At 68.7% G+C, this 21357-nt stretch carries 14 protein-coding genes; 11 read left to right on the forward strand and 3 right to left on the reverse strand.

From position 1 onward, the window contains the following. Positions 1–252: 252 nt before the first annotated feature. From AB0M48_RS27210 to AB0M48_RS27225, 4 genes are all read left to right on the forward strand, one after another. Complete coding sequence (locus AB0M48_RS27210) at positions 253–10011, forward strand: LamG-like jellyroll fold domain-containing protein (RefSeq protein ID WP_363847078.1); 9759 nt, start codon at positions 253–255, stop codon at positions 10009–10011. Positions 10012–10020: 9 nt separating this feature from the next. Continuing rightward, positions 10021–10392 (forward strand): hypothetical protein, encoded by a 372-nt coding sequence (locus AB0M48_RS27215; RefSeq protein ID WP_363847080.1) that lies wholly within the window; start codon positions 10021–10023, stop codon positions 10390–10392. A 63-nt stretch (positions 10393–10455) separates the two neighbouring features. Continuing rightward, complete coding sequence (locus AB0M48_RS27220) at positions 10456–11046, forward strand: hypothetical protein (RefSeq protein ID WP_363847082.1); 591 nt, start codon at positions 10456–10458, stop codon at positions 11044–11046. Beyond that, a complete protein-coding gene (locus AB0M48_RS27225) occupies positions 11043–11699 on the forward strand; it encodes a hypothetical protein (protein WP_363847084.1) in 657 nt (218 codons plus the stop codon). The genes AB0M48_RS27220 and AB0M48_RS27225 overlap by 4 nt, the downstream gene beginning before the upstream one ends. Here AB0M48_RS27225 and AB0M48_RS27230 read toward each other — a convergent pair. Further along, the gene (locus tag AB0M48_RS27230) at positions 11693–12034 is read right to left on the reverse strand and encodes a DUF1844 domain-containing protein (protein ID WP_090067916.1); all 342 of its coding nucleotides are present in this window, start codon (positions 12032–12034) and stop codon (positions 11693–11695) included. The genes AB0M48_RS27225 and AB0M48_RS27230 overlap by 7 nt on opposite strands. Before the next feature lie 298 nt (positions 12035–12332). Here AB0M48_RS27230 and infC point away from each other — a divergent pair, with 298 nt between their 5' ends. The 5 genes from infC (at position 12333) to AB0M48_RS27255 (ending at position 15469) form a co-directional block, all read left to right on the forward strand. Next, the gene (gene infC / locus AB0M48_RS27235; protein WP_319981973.1) at positions 12333–12944 is read left to right on the forward strand and encodes a translation initiation factor IF-3; all 612 of its coding nucleotides are present in this window, start codon (positions 12333–12335) and stop codon (positions 12942–12944) included. Positions 12945–12993: 49 nt separating this feature from the next. Continuing rightward, positions 12994–13188: a 50S ribosomal protein L35 gene (gene rpmI / locus AB0M48_RS27240; RefSeq protein WP_258948200.1), complete on the forward strand. Its 195-nt coding sequence runs from the start codon at positions 12994–12996 to the stop codon at positions 13186–13188. 76 nt (positions 13189–13264) lie between these two features. After that, positions 13265–13654, forward strand: a complete 390-nt coding sequence (rplT, locus tag AB0M48_RS27245; protein ID WP_090067920.1) for a 50S ribosomal protein L20 — start codon at positions 13265–13267, stop codon at positions 13652–13654. A gap of 80 nt (positions 13655–13734) precedes the next feature. After that, positions 13735–14496, forward strand: coding sequence for an RNA methyltransferase (locus AB0M48_RS27250; RefSeq protein ID WP_363847160.1), 762 nt, complete (start codon positions 13735–13737; stop codon positions 14494–14496). Between the two features lie 37 nt (positions 14497–14533). Beyond that, positions 14534–15469, forward strand: a complete 936-nt coding sequence (locus AB0M48_RS27255; RefSeq protein WP_363847087.1) for a S41 family peptidase — start codon at positions 14534–14536, stop codon at positions 15467–15469. Positions 15470–15486: 17 nt separating this feature from the next. Here AB0M48_RS27255 and AB0M48_RS27260 read toward each other — a convergent pair whose 3' ends face one another. Both AB0M48_RS27260 and AB0M48_RS27265 read right to left on the reverse strand, forming a co-directional pair. Next, positions 15487–18189, reverse strand: a complete 2703-nt coding sequence (locus AB0M48_RS27260; protein ID WP_363847089.1) for a hypothetical protein — start codon at positions 18187–18189, stop codon at positions 15487–15489. 2 nt (positions 18190–18191) lie between these two features. After that, the gene (locus tag AB0M48_RS27265) at positions 18192–19985 is read right to left on the reverse strand and encodes an HSP90 family protein (RefSeq protein WP_363847091.1); all 1794 of its coding nucleotides are present in this window, start codon (positions 19983–19985) and stop codon (positions 18192–18194) included. Positions 19986–19994: 9 nt separating this feature from the next. Between AB0M48_RS27265 and AB0M48_RS27270 the strand changes: the two genes are divergently transcribed. After that, a complete protein-coding gene (locus AB0M48_RS27270) occupies positions 19995–20222 on the forward strand; it encodes a hypothetical protein (RefSeq protein WP_363847093.1) in 228 nt (75 codons plus the stop codon). Positions 20223–20284: 62 nt separating this feature from the next. After that, positions 20285–21352 (forward strand): phenylalanine--tRNA ligase subunit alpha, encoded by a 1068-nt coding sequence (pheS, locus tag AB0M48_RS27275; RefSeq protein ID WP_363847095.1) that lies wholly within the window; start codon positions 20285–20287, stop codon positions 21350–21352. Positions 21353–21357: the final 5 nt, after the last annotated feature.

The raw sequence follows: 21357 nt of genomic DNA on the forward strand, positions 1-21357 counted from the left end.
TCGTTCCTGCGCCACAGTCTGCGGTTCGGACCGTAGCCCAGCAGGTCGGCAGATCACCAGCCCCAACTCGTCACAGCTCTCCCTGCCTCGTCCTGACGTGTCGGAAAGCCTTCTGGCCCTTGACACCGGCTCGGCGACCTGACGATGCTCAGCTGTCGGCATCTGGGGTTGACAGCGATTTCACACGCGCTGTTGTCGTAGAGGTTTCCTGGGGGTAGGTCCATGGCCAGCGGCCGTTTTTGGCGTGCGCGCATGCTTTTTCCGCGCTCTAGAAAAGGCAGGATCGCGGCCGTCGCAGGCCTGATCATGGTGCTGATGGTGGGCACCGTGGGCCCTTCGGCGTTGCAGCTGATCCCGCAGTGGGCCGCAGGGGGCGCGCTCGATCCGAGCGAGCTCGCACCTGACCAGAAGTGGGGCTCCGCGGCGGATCAGCCTCATGAGACAGAGGGCACCGGTGCGGCGAACCGCGCGATGCCGAAGTCCGAGCTCGCCAAGCACCCGCAGCCGAACTTCCCGGCGGCACCCACGCCTCCGCCGAACAAGGCGGAGCAGGTCGACGCGCCGAACGGGTTCAAGGGCTTCAACACCCAGACCAGCAAGGAGGACGCGGGCAAACGAGACGCGAACTCCCGCACCTACCGCAACTCCGACGGCACCCAGACCACCGAGTACTCGCAGTCGCCGCTGAACTTCCAGCGCCCCGACGGTTCGTGGGCGCCGATCGACACCACGATCGTTCCCGACGGCGACGGTTTCCGGAACGCGGCGGACTCCGTGGACACCCGCTTCAACGCCACCGCCTCGGAATCGCCGTTCGTGCGCATGCGCCTGTCCGGCGACCACGAGATGTCCTTCGGCTTCGCGGGCACGAGCGCGGCGAAGGCACGCGTCGAGGGCAGCAGGATCACCTACCCCGGTGTCGCGGCCCACACCGACCTGCGACTCGACGTCGCTTCGGGCGGTGTCAAGGAAACGCTCGTGCTGACGTCCCGCGACGCGGCGACCACCTGGCTGTTCCCGTTGCAGCTCAGAGGTTTGCAGGCCAAGGTCGTAGACGGCGCCGTCGTGCTGAGCGACAACGCCGGCAACGTCAAGGCCAGAGTCCCCGTCGGCGACATGACCGACGCCGCCGGTGCGGTGTCGACGGCCGTCACCTACGAGCTGGTCCCGCACAACGGCGGCCAGGCGCTGAAGATGACGGCGGACGCGGGCTGGGTGCGCGACGGCGCCCGGCGGTTCCCGATCGCCGTCGACCCGACGGTGAGCGGTCTGAACGCCGCCCCCGCGATCTCGACCAACGGTTCAAACGACTCGCTGACCGGCTCCACGCTGAAGTCCGGCGACGGCTACACCACCTACCTGCAGTTCAACACCAGCAACATCACCAACCACCGCGTGTTCGGTGCCCAGCTCTACCTGTCGAACTACGACGCGCCGTCGTGCCGGCCGCAGCCCATCAGCGTGCACCCGGTGAACCAGACGTGGGGCAGCGGTACGAAGGCGGTGCTGGCCACCGGCGGCGCGCTGGGCGGCGCCTCGTTCGCCTACGGCCACGTCGGTCTCGGCCAGTCGCACTCGGCCTGTCCGCCGAGGCCGGAGGCCATCGACCTCGGTGAGGGCGGCCGGAACCTGGTGCAGGGCTGGGCGAAGGGACAGGCCAACAACGGTCTGGCAGTCAAGGCCCTCGCCGGCTGGAAGCTGTTCGCCGGTGCGGGCACGGCCAATTCGCCGCGTCTGTTCGTCACGAGCACGCAGTACGACGCGGGCTACCGCATCGATCGCGGCGTGCCGGAGCCGCCGGTGCACCGCACCAGTGACAGCGGGGCGGACCCGAAGCCCGCCGTCAAGATCACGGTGACGAACAAGAGCGGCCAGGACTGGACCGCGGGTGGGGGTTACAAGCTCTCCTACCGCGCGTTCAGCGCGACGGGGCAGCCGAAGGACGCCCGAGTGGCGGCCGAACTGGCGCCTGACGTCGTCGTCCGGCCGGGTCAGAGCGTCACGCTGGACGCCAGGGTGTTCCAGCTGGAGCCGGGCGACTACCTGCTCGACTTCAGCATGGTGCACAACAACACCTTCTTCACCGACGAGCAGATCCCCCCTGCCCGCCTGTCGTTGACGGTGTTCGAACTGCCGCCGATCGTCAAGGCGCAGTACCCGCCGGCCGGCCACTCCTCGCCGGTGCTCACACCGCAGCTGTGGGCCGACGCGGTGGACGTGGACGCCCCGCCGAACACGACGATCGACTACGAGTTCGAGGTCTGCCAGAAGAACGACGTCACCGGCGAGATCAACGTCGGCTGCCGAATGTCGCCGAGGTCGAAGTCGCGCACCTGGACCGTCCCGAAGGGATGGTTGCAGTGGAGTGAAACCTATTACTGGCGGGCCTTCGCGATCGACCCGGCGGGCACGCGCAGCGAGAAGCTGGAATTCAGCGCGCTGCTGACCGCGGTGCCGCAGCCCGACATCACCTCGCACCTGGGCGGCGCGCCCTACAGTGCCGGCGACCTCGACTTCGACCCGCAGATCGGCAACTACAGCACCGCCGCGGTCGACTCGGCCATCGGTGTCACGGGCCCCGAGCTCACGGTCTCCCGCACCTACAACAGCCTCGACCCGCGCAAGGACCTGGCGTTCGGCGCCGGGTGGTCGACGCGCTACGACATGCGCGTCGTGCCGGACGGCGACGGCACCGGCAACGTCGTGGTGACCTACCCCGACGGCCAGGCGGTGCGGTTCGGCAAGAACAACGAGGACGGCAGCTTCGACCCGCCGCCCGGCCGGTTCGCGACCTTCTACCAGGACGCCGCCACGTTGAACTACGTGCTGGTGGACAAGTCCAACACCACCTACACGTTCCGCTCCGACGGCAAGATCGCGTCGATCTACGACAACGCCGCCAGGCTCGTCGAGTTCGACTACGGCACCACCGGGCTGCTCAAGCGCGCGATCAACCGCACCAGCAACCGGACGCTGTGGTTCACCTTCTCGGGCAACCACGTCAAGGAGGTCCGGACCGACGCGCCGACCACCGGTGGCGTGCCGATCAAGTGGACCTACGAGTACTTCGGCGACCAGCTGAAGAAGGTCTGCGACCCGACCGGCGCGTGCACGCAGTACGAGTACTCCCAGGGTTCGCACTACCGGTCCGCGGTGGTGGACTCGAAGCCGGACTCCTACTGGCGGCTCGGTGAGCCGGCCGGCAACGCGGCGGTCAGCCAGGTCGCGACCAACCTGACGAAGGACTGGGGCGAGCACAGGAACACCACGCGCGACCACGCCGGCCCGCTCGCCGGCAGCCCCGACAGGGCGACCGGGTTCAACGGCACCAGTTCGCTGGTCAAGCTCCCCGACGGCGCGATCAAGAAGAGCCGCGACCTGTCCATCGAGCTGTGGTTCAAGACCACGACCGGTGGCCCGTTGATGGGCTTCCAGCACAAGCCGTTCGACGAGAACCCCGAAGGCGCCGTCCCGGTTCTGTACGTGGACAAGGACGGCAAGCTGCGCGGCCAGTTCTGGCACGGCAGGGTCTCGCCGATCACCAGCGCCGCCGCGGTCAACAACGACCAGTGGCACCACGTCGTGCTCACCGGTTCGCTCGCGGTCACCACGATGTACCTCGACGGCAACAAGGTCGGCGAGATCACCGGTGCCGAGATCGACGACAGCAGGCTGAACTTCGGCCAGATCGGTGCCGCGCACGCCGTCGGTCCCGCCGACTGGGCGCCGCACGGCTGGTGGCCGAACGAGGGCAAGAAGTTCTTCAACGGCCAGATCGACGAGGTCGCGCTCTACCAGCACCCGCTGGGCGAGGCCGCGATCAAGCAGCACTACGCCGCGCGTGAGCACTCGGACCAGTTGACCAAGGTCGTCATGCCGAGCGGCCGCGTTGCCGCGGAACTCACCTACGACACGACCAACGACCGCATCTCGGAGTACACCGACGAGAACGGCGGCACCTGGAAGCTGGGTCTGCCGCAGGTCTCCGGGACCGAGGAGAAGGACGCGGCGGGCCGTTCGATCAAGAACCTGGTCCGCTCGATCGAGGTGAACGACCCCGGCAAGAGGTCGCACTTCTTCGACTACGACCCGGTCAAGGGCCGGATCATCAGGTTCGTCGCCCCGCTGGGCATCGGCGTGCGGCACGAGGACAGACCTGATCCGTCCGTCGTGCCGACCACACCGACGGCGGCGGCGCCGTGCACCGCCGCCACGACGCCGAACCCCGACGGCAGCCCGACCTACTGCGGTGGCAAGACGGGCAACAACCCCAACTGGGTCGGCGGTCCCGTCCAGGGCCTCGGTGTCCGCTCCTACGACTACGACGAGAGCGGCTTCCAGCACGTCATCACCGACGAGAACGGCCACCAGGTCGAGCTCAAGCACGACGAACGCGGCAACGTGGTGTCGCGCAAGACCTGCCGGACGTCGTTGCAGTGCGACACGGAGTACTTCACCTACCACCCGCCGGCCGCCGGCAAGGTGAACGACACCGACCCGCGCATCGACAAGCAGCTCACCGCCCGTGACGCGCGTTCGGCGAGCGCGACCGACAACACGTACCGGACGGCGTCGGAGTACAACGCGCGCGGCGACCTGCTCAAGCAGACGATGCCCGACGGCTCGGCCGTCACGCACACCTACACCGAGCTGAGCCAAGGCACTGACTGCATCAGCAACAACGCACCGCTCGGACTTCTGAAGACCACGACGGACGGCCGGGGCAAGACCACCTGCTACCGGTACTACCCGAACGGCGACCTGCTCTCCGTCACCGAACCGCCGCGTGCGGAAGGTGCCAACGGCATCACCACCGAGTACAGGTACGACCTGATCGGCCGCAAGATCAGCGAGAAGCAGATCTCGGACGAGTACCCGGCCGGTCTGGAGACGAAGTTCGTCTACGACGGGCGGAACAAGCCCGTCGAGGTGACCGACGCCGCCGTCACGAACGCGGTGACCGGGGCCAAGCACACCAGGCACACCAGGACGACGTTCAACGCCGACGGCCTGCCCGAGCGGATCGACATCGCCGACCTGACCGGTGGTGACGAGACCAGGACGATCGCCTACGGCTACGACGACCGCGGCCGGCAGAGCTCGGTCACCGACGCCGAAGGCGCGACGACCTCGTACGCCTACGACGTCTTCGGCAACCGAACGTCCGTTGTGGACCCGCTGGGCACCAAGGTCGAATACGCCTACACGGCCCGCAACAAGCTCGCCGAGGTCCGCATGCGCGGCTTCCACGGCAAGCCGATCAGCGGTGGCATCGGCACCGGCGAGACCGCGGACAACGGGCAGATGCTCGTGATGGAGGCGTACACCTACGACCTGGGTGGACGGCTCGTGTGGCAGACGGATGCCATGGGCCGCAAGACGATGTACGACTACTACCAGAACGGCCTGCTGTTCCGGTCGCGTGCCGAGGTGCGCAACGCCGACGGCACGAAGTCGGCGAAGTTGCTGGAGGAGAACACCTACGACGCCGCGGGCAACGTCCTGACCCGCAAGGGCGCGGGCGACCGCGTCACGACGTACAAGTACAACACCAACAACCAGGTCGAGCAGATCGTCGCCGATCCGAACGGGCTGGGGCGCACGACTCTCTACACCTACGACGCGAACGGTCTCGTCAAGCAGATCGTCAAGTCGGGCCAGTCCTCCAACACCGGCGTGAACGCGGCCACGAGCGAGGTCGTCGACTACACCTACGACAGCGTCGGCAACCTGATCACCGAGGGGATCAAGTTCGGCCAGCAGTCGCTGAGCACGACGCGCGCCTACGACCGCCGGGGCCTGATGGTGTCGGAGACCGACCCGCGCGGCTTCACCACCGAGTTCTCCTACGACGAGCAGGAACGCCAGGTCCGGGTCAAGCAGCCCACCGTGGCCGTGGAGACCGGCGGCGCGGCACCGGTCGACGCCAGGCCGGAGAACGTGGTCGGGTTCAACACCTTCGGCAACGAGGTCCATTCGAAGAACGAGAACGGCCAGATCACCAAGCGGTTCTACGACAAGAACGGCCGCCCGCTGCGGGTGGAGCTGCCGGACTACGTGGCACCGGGCACGACCACGCCGATCAAGGCCGCCACGTCGACCAGGTACGACGCCGCGGGCAACGCCGTCGAGACGACCAGCCCCCGTGGCGCCGTCACCCGGTTCCGCTACGACCAGCTCGGCCGCATGGTCGAGCGGCAGGACCCGAAGGCGGATGCGCCGGCCGAGGTCGGCGGTGTGTGGAAGTACACCTACACGCACAAGGGCGAGCAGCTCTCGGCGACGGACCCGACGGGTGCGCGCACCGAGTCGACCTACGACGACCTGGGCCGTCAGGTGACGTCGTCGGTGCTGGAGCGCAAGCCCGTCGCCGCCGCGTTCACCACGTCGTTCGAGTACAACGACGCCGGTGAGCTGGTGAAGGCCACCGCGCCGAACAACGACGTCACCAGCTTCACCTACGACGCGCTCGGTCAGCGGATCACGTCCACCGACCCGGCGAACGTGACGACGAGGTTCGGGTACGACGGCTCCGGCCGTCAGGTCTGGCAGCGGGACGCCATGGGGCGCACCAGCTTCGTGAGCTACGACTCGGCCGGCCGGATGAAGAACCAGTTCAGCCTCGACGGCGCCGGAGCGATCCAGCGCCGCACGTCCTTCACGCACGACGCGGCGGGCAACGTCGAGACCGCGACCGACGCGATGGGCAAGACCGCGCGCTACACCTACGACGCGCTCGGCAGGATGACCCAGCAGGTCGAACCGATCTCGGACACCGAGAGCATCACGACCTCGTTCGGGTACGACGCCGCCGGCCAGCGGACCCGCTACACCGACGGCCGCGGGAACAAGTTCGTCACCACCTACAACTCGTGGTCGCTGCCGGAGTCGGTCGTCGAACCGTCGACCGAGGCTCATCCGAACACGGCCGACCGGACGTGGACGAGCACCTACGACGCGGCGGGCAACGTCGCGAAGATGGTGGCGCCCGGCGGAGTCACGAGGGAACGGCAGTACGACTTCCTCAACCGCGTCACGCGCGAGACCGGTTCCGGCACCGGGGTGGCCTCGGCCGAGCGGGTCCAGGCCTACGACCCGGTCGGCAGGCTGACCGAGTCCAACGCCCCCGGTGGCAAGAACGTCTTCACCTACAACGACCGCAGCGGACTGCTCACCGCGAACGGCCCGTCGGGTGACTCGTCGTTCGAGTACGACGAGCTCGGCAGGATGAAGACCAGGACGGACGTCTCCGGCACCGCCCGCTTCACCTACGACAAGGGCCGCCTGCACACCGCGACCGACAGCATCACCGGCACCGGCCAGGTGTTCAGCTACAACGCGGCCGGCCAGGTCTCGAAGATCCAGTACGGGACCAGCCGCAGCCGGGACGTCGACTACGACGCGCTCGGCAGGATGAAGTCCGACGTGGTGAAGGACGGCACTTCCGGCGCCACCGTCTCGTCGCTGGCCTACGAGTACGACAACAACGACCGCCTGACGCGGAAGGTGACGTCGGGTCTCGCAGGTGCGGGCGACAACACCTACACCTACGACCACGCGAACCGCCTGAAGTCGTGGACCGTCGGCGGCGTCACGACCGACTACGCGTGGGACGCCTCCGGCAACCGCACGAAGGCCGGCGCCAAGACCGCCGCCTTCGACGAGCGCAACAGGCTGAAGTCCGACAGCGACTACACCTACAAGTACTCGCCGTCCGGTGCGATGCTGTCGCGCACGTCGTCCGGCTTCGAGGAGAAGTTCTCCTTCGACGCCTTCGACCGGATGATCGCCGTGGGCCAGACGCAGTACGCCTACGACGGCTTCGACCGCGTGGTCTCCCGCAACACCAAGCAGTTCAAGTACGCCGGCACCGACATCGACCCGGTGTCCGACGGCGACTCGACCTTCGGCCGCGGCGCGTCGGGCGAGCTGCTGTCGCTGCAGCAGGGCACGGACAAGCGCGTCGCCGTGACGGACAAGCACGGCGACCTCGTGGGCGGCTTCGACCCGGCCCAGGCGGGCATGCAGGACTCGACCGCCTACGACCCGTTCGGCAAGCAGGTCGCCTCGGCGGGCGCGAAGCGCTCCGTCGGCTACCAGGGCGACTGGACCGACCCTGACTCCGGTCAGGTCAACATGGGTGCCCGCTGGTACCAGCCGAACACCGGTGCCTTCGCCTCACGCGACACGGTCTCCGCCTCGTCCGGCGCGTCCGTGCTGTTCAACCGCTACACCTACGGCGCGGGCCGCCCGCTGGACATGATCGACCCCGACGGCCACTGGCCGAACTGGGGCGCGGTCTGGAACGGCGTCAAGTCCGTCGCCAAGGTCGGCCTCGAGGTCGTCAAGGAAGTCTCCGGCTACAACGACATCGCGAACTTCATCCGCGAGCCGAGCCTGGGCAACTTCCTGTGGGCAGCCTCGAACTTCGTCCCGTTCGGCAAACTCGCCAAGGGCGCCAAATACCTGGTGAAGTACGGCGACGACATCATCGGCGCCGGCCGCAAGTACGGCGACGACGTCGTCGGCGCGGGCCGGAAGTACGGCGACGACGTGGTGGGCGCGGGCCGCAAGTACGGCGACGACCTGGCAGGCGCCGCCCGCCGCAACGCGGGCGACATGGCCAAGACAGCGGCTCGCGAGGCAGCACAGACAGCGGCCAGAAAGGCCGCGGCGGCCGCGGCAGCCGCAGCGGCCCGACTAGCGGCGATGAGGGCGGTGACGGCCCGCGCCAAGGCCGCGATCGCCCACGCCGTCAAGAACAACGCGATGCCGATCCTCCAGGCCGCTCTGAAGCCGAAGATCGCCATGAAGGACCTCGTGTCCTCCTCGGCGAACATGCCGGCCCGGCTCGTGTCGGCGGTGGCCGAGAACGTCCAGGACGTCAACAAGGTCTGGGACACGATCAAGGCCACGATCATCAAACCCGGCGTGTCCGTGGTGCAGTCCGTGGGCGAGCAGGTGGTCTCGGACTTCGCCAACAGCCAGGTGCCCGGTCTTGGCGATGTGATCGGGCTGTTCGGGGCCAACAAGAAGCGGGGCAACGACAAGGCCAAGGACTCGGGCGCTCAAGGGCGCAACTCGGCAGGCGCGGCATGTCCCATCCCGACGGCCAAGAACAGCTTCACCGGCGACACCCCGGTGTTGATGGCGGACGGGACGCGCAAGCTGATCCGTGACCTGAAGGTCGGCGATGTCGTGCTGGCCACGGATCCGACCACTGGTGAGACCGCCGCCAAGGAGGTCACCGATGTCCGTGAGTACCTGACGGACGCGTTGGTGCACCAGTTCGACATCGCTTCGGAGACCGGGACCGGCAAGATCTCGGTGAGCGCTGAGCACCCGTTCTGGGTGCAGGGGCTCGGGTGGCGCGAGGCCCAGGACATCCTGCCTGGGTACCAGTTCCTCACCGCGGACAACCGGTCTGCGACGGTCACCGGAACTCGGCCGCTCTCGAGTGGGCGGTTGGTCTACAACCTCACGGTTGACGGGCTGCACACGTACTACGTGGGTGCGGGCGGTGCTGGAAAGGCTGCCGCTGCTGATGTCCTCGTTCATAACCAAGATCTGACTTGCGGTACCGGAGGCGACGACAATGGCGCCGAGGAGTACTACGACAACCTGGCCACCCGTGGCCCTGCGGGTAGCGGCGCTGCTCAGGCCTACCAGATCAAGCACACCGGAAGCACCGAATACCACATCCACGGAGGTGGCGAGAAGGTGTGGGCCGACGGTCTTGACCAGGCGAGCGGAACCGCGCTCGACGCCAAGCACGTCGCCAAGCCCGACCGGAGTCCGTTCATTCCCGGATCCAAGATGCCTGACTTCATCAGGAACAAGATCGATGCCAAGACGGACGACGAGTTCCGGCGGTACAGCGCGGTGATCAACGACCCGGACAACCCGCTCACCTCACTCATGGTGATCACCAACCACGCAGACGCTGTGCCCTACTTCCAAGGGATGATGAGCAAGCACAACGTTCCAGGCCGTGTGGTGAGAAGGGATTAAGATCGCGCGATGTCATACCTGGCGATCGTTGCGGACGAGGAGTACCACGCTGATCTGGCCGAGGTGCTCGGACGATTGCGACAGGACTGGTCCGACGCGGTGGTCACCTTCTCCGGTGACCCCGCGGACGCCCCGCACCCCACTCGCGGCCTGGTCTGGGAGTACCTGCGCGATGGTGCCGTGCTCGACGCCAACGTCGACGTGGCCGGGCAATGTCTCTACCTGGACGGAGCTCCGGAACTTGTCGCGGAGTACGCGGCGTGGTTTCGCGCGTTCGTGCCCGCCGCTCTCGACATGGTGTTCTGTGACGACGAGTACAGCTTCGAGCACCAGTTGCAGCCGGGCGTTTCCTCTGAGGAGTTGCTCGAGCAACTCCGCTGACGAGTGAGCGGATCATCACCACGTTTACTCGCCCGCGTACCACTTCATGGCACGATCCGCACCATGAAGTGGTACGCGGACAGACCGGCGAGGTTCACGCGTCAGTTGGTGGCCGACCTCCTCGCTGTCGGCTGGGTCGGGCTCTGGATCTGGGTGGCCAACACCGTCCACGACTGGGTCCTGGAACTCAGGGCCCCAGGGGACGGCCTGGTCAACGCGGGCGGCGACATCCGCGACGTCTTCACCAACGCGGCAGCCAAAGCCAGGGGCGTGCCCTTCGTGGGCCAGGACCTGGCCGGCGCGCTGGGCAACGGCACCAAGGCCGGTGAAACCCTGACGAACGCGGGCAACGCGCAGATCAGCGTGGTGCAGGACAGCGCTTTCTGGCTCGCCACCGCCATCGTGGTCATTCCGGTCCTGTTCCTGCTCATCACCTGGCTGCCGGTCCGCCTGAGGTACGCGCGCAAGGCGGCCGACACCGCGCGGCTGCGCGACAAGCCTGACCTGCTGGCCCTGAGAGCGCTCACAAGCCTCAGCCCCAGGCAGTTGAGCAAGTTCGACGGTGACCCCGCCGTGGCGTGGCGGACGGGGGACACGGACGTGATCGACGAGTTGGCGCGACGTCAGCTGGCCTCGGTGGGGGTGAAGGCATGATCGCGATCTCAGTGATCGCCGCTGTGGTGGCGATGTGCGCCATGGCCGTCGCCCTGTGGCAGGCGCGTGAGGCCAAGCACGCGCAGACGGCCGCGCAAGAGGCGCAGAACGCCGCGAGCAGGGCTCAGGAGGAGGCGCAGGCCGCGCGCAAGGCCGTCGAGCAGGCCACGGCCAGTGCGTTTCAGGCCAAGAACGCCGCCGAGGAGGCCAAGAAGGCTGCGGTGAAGGCCGAGGAGGCTGTGGGGAAGGCCGCCGAGGAGGCCGCGGCGTCCCGGATGCTGGCGGACGAGGCCCAGTTCACCGCGCAGCAGGCGACGGCGCAGATCAACGAGATCACCGAACTCATCGCGGTCGAGCGCAGCAAGCGGGGCATGCCCACGTTCGCGATCACGCCCGGCGCGCCGGACGAGTTCCGGCTCAGCTACTTCGGCGGGCCCGCCGTCATCCAGCAGCTCACCGTGTCGGTCGTGCCGGGGTCACGGGTGCTCGGGCTTTCGCAGTACGACGAACCGCCCGCCGAGCACCTCGAACTCGGGCCGCTCCACAACGGCTCCGCCATCACCTTCCGGGCCGCCACCGGACAACGGTCCAGTGCGGTCTTCCAGGTCAGGGCGGAGCCGTGGGAGCCGGTCGTGGTGCGGGCTGATCAGTAGACGGGACCGGTGAACTTCTCGCCGGGGCCCTGGCCGGGCTCGTCCGGCACGGCCGAGGCCTCGCGGAACGCGCGCTGCACCGACTGCAGGCCGTCCTTCAGCGGAGCGGCGTGCGGGCCGAGGTACTCGGAGGTCGCCGTCACCAGGCCGGCCAGGCCGGTGATCAGGCGACGGGCCTCGTCGAGGTCGCGGCGCGGGGAGTTGTCGGGGTCCGGGTCGGCGAGGCCCAGGCGCTCCGCGGCGGCGGACAGCAGCATCACCGCGGCCCGGCTGATCACCTCGATGCTGGGGACATCGCCCAGGTCACGGATGCTGTCTTCAAGCGGATCGGTCACGCCCCATTCAAGCAAGCCGCCGTGCGGGGCCTACGTCACAGGCCCGCGATTCGGGGGTTGACAAGAGCGTCTGCTAGTATTTCGGACGCGACCAGCTCTCGTTAGTGCGAGAGCGGCAAGTGGAGCCCCGCTCCCACCCGCGTTCACCGCTTCTTGAGGTGGCCGGGTCCGGTCCTCCAGGTTACTGGCACACGAGTGCTCGTAGTCCTGAGGTGCGATCGGTCGGAAGCGGGCCCCTTCACCGGGAGACGGTGACGGGGCTCTTGTTTTTGGCGCAACCGAGTCTCAAAGGACGTGAATGACAAGTCCCTCGAACCGCGGTGCACCCGTCAGCACCGAGCCGCGCATCAACGACCGCATCCGGGTGCCGGAAGTTCGTCTGGTCGGGCCTAATGGTGAGCAGGTCGGGATCGTTCGCATCGAGGACGCGCTCCGACTCGCGCAAGAAGCGGATCTCGACCTCGTCGAGGTCGCCGCTCAGGCTCGCCCGCCGGTCTGCAAGCTCATGGACTACGGCAAGTTCAAGTACGAGACCGCGCAGAAGGCTCGCGAGTCGCGTCGGAACCAGCAGCTGACGGTCATCAAGGAGCAGAAGCTCCGCCCGAAGATCGACCCGCACGACTACCTGACGAAGAAGGGCCACGTGGCCCGCTTCCTGTCGCACGGGAACAAGGTCAAGGTGACCATCATGTTCCGCGGTCGCGAGCAGTCGCGCCCCGAACTGGGTTACAGGCTTCTGCAGAAGCTGGCGGAGGACGTCGCGGAGCTGGGCTTCGTCGAGTCGAACCCCAAGCAGGACGGCCGCAACATGATCATGGTGTTGGCGCCGCACAAGAACATCAAGCCGCGCGTGGTCAAGCACGACGACGACGCGCCCGAGGCGGACGACACCGCTTCGGAAGAGGCGTAGGACGCACGCCCGCCCCCGACCCGGTGGGTAGCACGAGACGAGGACGGAAATGCCGAAGAACAAGACTCACAGCGGGACCTCGAAGCGCTTCAAGGTCACGGGCAGCGGCAAGATCCTCCGGGAGAAGGCCGGCAAGCGCCACATCCTGGAGAAGAAGTCCAGCAAGGTGACGCGTCGCATGAGCGGCACCGCGGTCGTGTCGGACCACGACGCCCCGCGCATCAAGAAGCTGCTCGGTCTCTGACCCGCTTCGACACCCCCAGCTAATTCGGGAACCGGCCCCCGACGCCGGTTCCCCATGAGATCGACAGGATGTACCCGTGGCACGCGTCAAGCGGGCTGTAAACGCCCAGAAGAAGCGTCGTACCGTTCTCGAGCTGGCCAGCGGTTACCGCGGCCAGCGCTCGCGGCTGTACCGCAAGGCCAAGGAGCAGGTGCTCCACTCGCTCAACTACGCGTACCGCGACCGCCGTGCGCGCAAGGGCGACTTCCGCAAGCTGTGGATCCAGCGCATCAACGCTGCCTCCCGTGCGAACGGCATGACCTACAACCGCCTCATCCAGGGCCTGCGCCTGGGCGGTGTCGAGGTCGACCGCAAGATCCTCGCGGACCTCGCCGTCCACGACGCCACCGCCTTCACGGCGCTCGTCGAGATCGCCCGCAAGGCGCTCCCGGCCGACGTGAACGCTCCTGCCGGGGACCAGGCCTGAGCCAGCACCCGCACGGACACAACCGACCCGAGGCAGGTCCGTTCACCGAACGGACTCCTCGGGTCGTTGCTGCTCGCCACCTGACCCGCCGCCAGGGCCGTGACAAGGCAGGCCGTTTCCTCGTCGAGGGCGCCCAGGCCGTGCGCGAGGCACTCGCCTGGCAGGGCGGCGAGGTGCACGAACTCTTCGTCACGGCGACGGCCGCGGAACGCAACACCGAACTGCTCCAGAGCGCCTCCGAGCGAGGCATCCGGATCAGCGAGGTCACCGACAAGGCCGCCGAGTCGCTGTCGGAAACCGTGACGCCCCAAGGCATCGTCGCCGTGTGCGACGCGGTCCCGCAGCCGCTCGAAGCCGCCCTGCAGGGCACCCCACGGCTCGTCGCCGTGCTGCACGGCGTCTCCGACCCCGGCAACGCGGGCACCGTCACGCGGGTGGCCGACGCGGCCGGAGCGGACGCGGTGATCTTCGCGGGCGACACGGTCGACCCGCACAACGGCAAGTGCGTGCGCGCCTCCACCGGCTCGCTCTTCCACCTGCCGATCGCTCGTTCCCGGGACGCGGACGAGGTCTTCGCCGCGTGCCGCCAGGCCGGTCTGAGGCTCGTGGCCGCCGACGGCTACGCGAAGCAGGACCTGGTCGAGGCGTCGGCGAACGGCGAGCTGGAGCAGCCCACGGCGTGGGTCTTCGGCAGCGAGGCGCACGGCCTGCCCGACGCCGTCATCGCGAAGCTGGACACCTCGCTGAAGGTGCCGCTGTACGGCGCCGCCGAGAGCCTCAACCTCGCCACGGCCGCCGCGGTGTGCCTCTACGCCTCCGCACGGGACCAGCGCCGGAATTGAGCTGACGGGCGACGGGCGCGCGGCTACTGTGCGCCCGGTGCGCGAACCCGAGATCGAAATCCTGTGCTCCCAGCTCGCCTCCTACTACGTCTTCCCGGACACGGCCGAAGAGATCGCGAAGGTCATTCGCGCCCGCCTCGCCGAGGGTGCCTACTCCGATGTGGACGATGAGGAGTTCGCGGCGAGAGTGACCGCGGACCTGCAAAGCGTCAACGGCGACAAGCACCTCCGCCTGCTCTACAGCGCCGAGGAAATCCCCGAAACCGGCCAGGAGTCGGCCTGGGACCCGGTGGCGTACAAGAAGGAAGCCGAGCTCGACGCGTTCGGCATCCGCAGGGTCGAGCGGCTCGAAGGCAACGTCGGCCTGCTCGAGATCCGCCGGCTGCACGACGCCGAGATCGCCACCCCGGCCGTCACCGCCGCGATGAACCTCATCGCCCACACCGACGCGTTGATCATCGACCTGCGCGGCAACGTCGGCGGCGACCCGCACACGGTCGCCCTCGTCTGCAGCTACCTGTTCGACGAACCCGTGCACCTCAACGACATCTACAACCGCCCGGAAGACTCCACCCAGCAGTTCTGGACGCTCCCGCACGTGCCGGGCCCGAAGTTCGGCGGCAAGAAGCCGGTCTACGTCCTCACGAGCAGCCGCACGTTCTCCGGTGGCGAGGAACTGAGCTACAACCTCCAGCAGAACGAGCGCGCCACGCTCATCGGCGAGACCACCAGGGGCGGTGCCCACCCCGGCGACCGCTACCGGGTCGGCCCGCACCTCAAGTCCGCGGTGCCCAACGGCCGCGCCATCAACCCGATCTCCGGCACCAACTGGGAGGGCGTCGGAGTCGTGCCGCACATCCAGGTGCCCGCGGAGGAAGCGTTCGAGGTCGCCTACGAGAAGGCGACCGCGCACACTTCTGAACGATCCACGCCCGCGCTGGGTGTCAGCTCGACGAAAAGCATGTCGAGCTGACACCCAGCGAACGACGGCTAGTCCAGCCGGGCGGTCAGCTCGCGCACCAGCGGATCGGTGCCAGACGGCTTGTTCTGGCGCCGCAATGCTTCCGACAACATCGAGAGCACGGTGGAGACCTGGTTGTCGTCGGGCAGCAGCGATGCCGCCCGGCGTGCCTCGGCCTCCGCTCCCGCGGCGTCGTCGGCGATGAGCAGCACGTGCGCCGCCTTCAGCACGACGAACACCCGCCAGCCCTCGTCGCCCAGCGACACCACCAGCGCCTCGGCGTCGCGGTACTGCTTCATCGCCAGCGCGAACTCACCGGTCTGACCGTGCACCCACGCGCGGATCGCGGCGATCTCGGCCTGGCGCCGGGTGACCTCGGCCGGCTCGTCCAGCAACGGCAGCAACGCCTCGGCGTCGTTCACGGCCGCACGGGTCTCGGTGACCTCGTCGTCGGGCAGGTTCGACGCCAGCTCGACCAGCGAGCCGATCGCCTCCGAGAGGTTGCCCTCCTGCTGCCACAACGCGGCACCGGCGCGCCAGGACGCGATGGCCTCGTCGTGCTTGTCCAGCCTGCCCTGCACCGAGGCGAGCGCGTCGAGCAGGAACGCCCGGCGGCCCGTCTCCTCGGGCGGCAGCAGGTCGGCCGCCTCGCGCAGGTAGCGCTCGGCCGCCGGGAGCTCGCCCAGCTTGCGGCACACCTGGCCGAGCCGGAACACCACCTGCAGCCGCAGGTCCTCCTGACCTTCCTGCAGCAGCCGCAACGACTCCTCCAGGACCTCGGCGGCCTCGACGAACCGGTCCGTCTGCACGTAGCCGCCGCTCAGCGCGAAGCAGAAGTGCGCGGTGTGACCGGGGGAGAGGTGCACTCGGGAGATCGCCACGGCCTCGCGCAGATCACCCAGGCAGGCCCCCTCCTGGTCCAGCTCCTGGATCGTCGCGACCTGGTACCAGCGGGCCTCCGCGGACTCCGGCAGCGGGAACGCCGACACGAACTCCCGCGCCGTCGCCACCGCCTCGGGAACCTTGCGCAGCAACGTCTCCAGCCGCAACCGCAGCCGGTAGCCCTCGAACCGGGCGTTCAGCGGGATGTCGCCCGCCATGACCGCCAGGACGTCCGCGTACGCGCCTTCGAGGTCCTGCTGCCGCGCCTTGTGCTCGGCCGTCTCGACCGCGACGCGGCCGCGCAGCTCCGGAACGTCCAAAGAGGACGCCAGCGCGATCATCTCGTTCGCCCGCTCGTGCTCGTGCGCGTCGTCGTACAGCTCGGCCAGCGACAGTGCCGCGACCGTCCGCGTGTAGTCCGTCGTCGCCTCGGCCAGGCACCGCTCGGCGAGCTCCCTGCCGTCCGGAAGGCCCATCGCGAGCCGCGCCTGGTAGCGCAGCGCGAGGTCGGCGGGCAGCGCCGTCAGCAGCTCGTCGAACACGGCGGGGTCGAACGGCACGAGCCCGGTCGTCATCCGGCGGATGCCCGCGTGCGCGGCGAGATCGGGCGGCAGCAACGAGTCCATGTCCGCGGGCAGCGAGTCGAGCATCCGCCGCGCCCTCACGAAGTCGCCCTGCTCGTACAGCGTCACCATCGACTCGGCGATCTCCACCGGGTCGCCGAACACGACGGACTCCTCGGCGGTGGCGGTGACGGGCGCGGCCGGCACCGCGAGCTCCACCGCCGGGTAGTCCTTCTGCTCCAGCGACTTCGTGATCCGGTCGAGCCACGCCGGCGTGCCGTTGCGCTCGTCGAACTGCCTCGCGAGCTGCAGAGCCCGCTTCGACAGCCGGTCGAGGAGCTCGGCGGCCGTCCGCGACCCGACCGCGGGCACCTCGAACACCGTGTCGGCCGGAAGACGCTGCAGCAGCACGGAAGCGCACTCCGCGAACGACATCTCGTCGGCCGGCAGCTGCACGGCCGTCACCTTGTGCAGCGAGCGGCGCAGGATGTCCTCGCCGCGCGAGAGGTTGCCCGTCAGCGCGCAGAACCGGATGTGCTCGTGCACGTACGAGGTGATCTCGTCGTCCTTGATCAACCGGTACGCCGTGGTGTGCGCGTGCGCGGCCTTCTCCAGCTCGCCGATCTCCAGCAACGGCCACAGCAGCGCGGACAGGATGCCCTGCGGCTGCGTGGCGCAGCCGGAGTCGCCCGACAGGCCCTCCCAGCCGTGCGCGGCGGCCTCCTGGTGACGGCCGAGGCGCGCCAGCATCCAGACCTGCTCCTCGATCACGCACGCCTCGCAGTCCGCCATCGGCCCGCGTTCCGTGGCGAGGTAGCGCCCGAGGTGTTCGGCGAGGCCCGCCATGTCACCGACGTGGTAGGCGTACTCGGCGCGGGCGCCGTGCACCGGCTGCACCGAGAAACCGAGCTTGCCGTAGCGGTCCGCGAGCTGGCCGATCACGGCCTGCAGCTGTTCGAGCGAGAACTTCGGGTCGCGGCGCAGCCCCGTCGCGATCCACTTGTGCGCCCAGTTGAGCGAGTGCACCTCGTACTCGTTGAACGCCTCGGGGTCCTTCTCCTCGGCGGCCCGCACCCACGCGAACGGCGCGAGCATCAGGTCGTAGCGCGCCAGGTAGTACGCCGAGTCGATCAGCGCGGTGCGGCACGAGACGCCGAGCGGCAGGTGCCCGAGCGCGTCGGACATGCGCGCGGCCCGTTCCAGCGCCTCGTGCTTCGGCATGCCCGTGGGCATGTTGTACGCCTCCAGGAACGCGCGCTCCGCGTCCTCGGCGGTGAAGTCGGCCATGTTCACTTGCCCCCAACGGCGCGGTCCAGCAGTTCCAGGAACGAGCGGTTCAGCGCCGCCGTGTCCTTCGGTCGCATCGCTCGCCGAGCCTGCAGAACGGCGTGCACGTACAGAGATTCGAGCGTCAGTTCCACCAGCGCGGGGTCGGTCAGCCGCGCCAGCCGCTGCACCAGCGGGTTGCGGCAGTTGAGGACCAGCTGCTCGGGGCGCGACGAACCGGAGCCCGCGGTCAGCTGCCCGAGCAGCTCCGCCCACAACGGGTCCGTCACCTCCTCGGCGGTCTGCTCGGTGTCGAGCTTGCGCTGCTGCTCCGCGTTGGTGATCAGCAGGGCGGGCAACGAGACCGGGTCGAAGTCGCGGATCACCGCGTCGCAGTCGTGCCGGTCCAGCGCCGCCGCGCCCTCGGAGAGCCGCAGCCGCAGTGCCGTCTCGATGTCCGGCTCCGGATCGGCCAGCGCCGCCAGCAGTTCCGACGGCGCGACCCGGCGTGCGACGGCGGGGCCGTCCAGCGCGCTCAGCCGGTTCAGCAGCTCCATGTCGTAGGCGTAGCCGGCGTTCACGAGGCCCAGCCCCTGCGCGGCCGCGACCGGTGCGAGCTGGTGGAACTCGTCGACGTCCGGGATGTAGAGGATCGCGCCGTGCTTGCGCTTGAACTGCCGCAACGGGATCGCGCCCTCGGTCGTCTCGAACGGCAGCCACCGCTCGACCAGCCGCAGCATCTCGTCGTCCGAACGCGCCAGCGACTTGATGCCCAGGTGGTGCGCGGCCAGCAGCTCACCGGCCCGGCGCGGTTCGATCGCGTCCAGCCGGATCAGCCAGTCGCGGATCTGCTCGCCCAGCTCCTCGCGCACCGCCAGCAGCATCTCGTCCTGGTAGAGCGACTCGCGCGACGCCGTGGGCCGGATCGCGGACGCGTCGACCACGCACCGCACGAAGTACGCCCAGTCCGGCAGCAGGCCCTCGACGTTGTCGCCGACCAGCATCCGCTTCAGGTACACCCGGTGCGTCTGGCGCGTGCCGGGGTGCACCCCGGACGGCAGCACGAACGCGACACCGGTCAGTCCCGCCGCCTCGACCTCGATCGGGATCGCCTCGAAGGGTTTGAACCCGAAGACCTGCTCGCAGTACTCGGAAAGGTCGGCGTCCTCGTCGTCCCAGGGCCGTTCGCCACGGGTCACCACCGCACCGTCCAGCGTCACGACGGCCGGCAGCAGATCGCCGTAGTCGCTCACCAACGGCCGCACGACGTCGGCTTCGAGCCAGTGCTCGTTGCCTCGCGAGGCAACGAGCTTCACCGTCGTACCGACCGGCACACCGTCCGCGGTGTCTACTTCGGACACCGTGTAGTTGCCGGACGAATCCGCCTCCCACTGCACGGCCGGACCGCCGCGGGCGGACCGCGTGACGACCGTCACCGAAGAGGCGACCAGGAAGCACGACAGCATGCCGACGCCGAACTGGCCGAGGAACCCCTCGCGGGCGAACCCCAGGTCGTCCCTCTTGGACGTGCGGCCGAGCGTGGACAGCAGCTCGTGGACCTCGTCCTCGGTGAGCCCCACGCCGGTGTCGGTGATCGTCAGCGCCGGACCGCAGGTGATCGTGACGTCGGCGGGGCACGACGGGTCGAGCTCGCGCCGTGCCGTGATCGCGTCGACGGCGTTCTGCAGCAGTTCCCGCACGTAGACGCGCGGGCTGCTGTACAGGTGGTGGCTGAGCAGGTCGATGATGCCGCGCAGGTCGACGCGGAAGGTGTGCGACATGATGCCGCCCATCCTAGGGACGACCGTGTGGTTCATGCCGTTTTTTTGAGCACCTGGGGGAACGCGATGTGGTTCTGGGCGTGGAGGTCGGCGCTGTTCCTGTGCTGCGCACTGGCGGTGGTGCTGCTGGGCAACTGGCTGGGGGAGCCCTGGAACGCGATCGTGCCGGTCTCGGTCGCGTTGTTGGTGGGTACGCCCGTCGTTCAGCGGTGGCGAGCGCGGTATCAGGCCGATAGAGGAAGCGGCCCGAGCGGTCAAGACGGCACCGACTAGGATCGGCCTGTTCATTACCGAGGTCCGCTGTGTGGATCAAAACTGGGAGCTGTCCACAAACCATGTCCGGAGCCAACGACCCGTACGACCCGAAGCAGGTCGCGGCGCTGTCGGCCGAGCACCTCGACGCGGCCGTGCAGAAGGCGCGCGAGGCGTTCGCCGGAGCAGCCGACCTCGAGGCACTCGCCGCGGTCAAGCCCGGCCACCTCGGTGACCGGTCGCCCGTGCTGCTGGCCCGCCGCGAGATCGGCGCCCTGCCCCCCAAGGCCAAGGCCGAGGCCGGCAAGCGGGTGAACGAGGCGCAGTCCGCGATCAAGACCGCGTTCGACGAGCGCTTCGCCGTGCTCCAGGTCGAGCGCGACGAGCGGGTGCTGCGCGAGGAGTCCGTCGACGTCACGCTGCCCTGGGACCGCTTCCCGCGCGGCGCGCGCCACCCGATCACCACGCTCGCCGAGCGCATCGGTGACGTCTTCGTGGCCATGGGCTACGAGATCGCCGAAGGCCCCGAGCTCGAGACCGAGTGGTTCAACTTCGACGCGCTGAACTTCGGCAAGGACCACCCGGCCCGCTCGATGCAGGACACGTTCTACATCGCGCCGGGTGACTCGCAGCTGGTCCTGCGCACGCACACCTCTCCCGTGCAGGCCCGCACGCTGCTGGAGCGCGAGCTGCCGGTGTACGTCGTGTGCCCCGGCCGCACGTTCCGCACCGACGAGCTCGACGCGACGCACACCCCGGTGTTCCACCAGGTCGAGGGCCTCGCGATCGACAAGGGCCTGACGATGGGCCACCTCAAGGGCACGCTCGACGCGTTCGCCCGCGCCATGTTCGGCGAGGACTCGAAGACCCGCCTGCGCCCGAGCTTCTTCCCGTTCACCGAGCCGTCGGCCGAGGTCGACGTCTGGTTCCCGGAGAAGAAGGGCGGCGCCGGCTGGGTCGAGTGGGGCGGCTGCGGCATGGTCAACCCCAACGTGCTGCGCGCCACCGGCGTCGACCCGGATGTCTACTCCGGCTTCGCGTTCGGCATGGGCCTGGAACGCACCCTGCAGTTCCGCAACGGCCTTCCCGACATGCGCGACATGGTCGAGGGCGACGTCCGCTTCACCCAGCCTTTCGGAACGGAGGCCTGATCCGG

The sequence above is a fragment of the Lentzea sp. NPDC051208 genome, assembly GCF_040682435.1.
Classification (GTDB): domain Bacteria; phylum Actinomycetota; class Actinomycetes; order Mycobacteriales; family Pseudonocardiaceae; genus Lentzea; species Lentzea kristufekii.

What these genes read in the sequence shown, in the direction of transcription:
- rpmI (WP_258948200.1), top strand. Translation starts at nt 12,994, where the DNA reads ATGCCGAAGAACAAGACTCACAGCGGGACCTCGAAGCGCTTCAAGGTC.
- AB0M48_RS27220 (WP_363847082.1), top strand. Translation starts at nt 10,456, where the DNA reads ATGAAGTGGTACGCGGACAGACCGGCGAGGTTCACGCGTCAGTTGGTG.
- AB0M48_RS27225 (WP_363847084.1), top strand. Translation starts at nt 11,043, where the DNA reads ATGATCGCGATCTCAGTGATCGCCGCTGTGGTGGCGATGTGCGCCATG.
- AB0M48_RS27215 (WP_363847080.1), top strand. Translation starts at nt 10,021, where the DNA reads ATGTCATACCTGGCGATCGTTGCGGACGAGGAGTACCACGCTGATCTG.
- AB0M48_RS27260 (WP_363847089.1), bottom strand. Translation starts at nt 18,189, where the DNA reads ATGGCCGACTTCACCGCCGAGGACGCGGAGCGCGCGTTCCTGGAGGCG.
- AB0M48_RS27265 (WP_363847091.1), bottom strand. Translation starts at nt 19,985, where the DNA reads ATGAACCACACGGTCGTCCCTAGGATGGGCGGCATCATGTCGCACACC.
- pheS (WP_363847095.1), top strand. Translation starts at nt 20,285, where the DNA reads ATGTCCGGAGCCAACGACCCGTACGACCCGAAGCAGGTCGCGGCGCTG.
- AB0M48_RS27210 (WP_363847078.1), top strand. Translation starts at nt 253, where the DNA reads ATGCTTTTTCCGCGCTCTAGAAAAGGCAGGATCGCGGCCGTCGCAGGC.
- infC (WP_319981973.1), top strand. Translation starts at nt 12,333, where the DNA reads ATGACAAGTCCCTCGAACCGCGGTGCACCCGTCAGCACCGAGCCGCGC.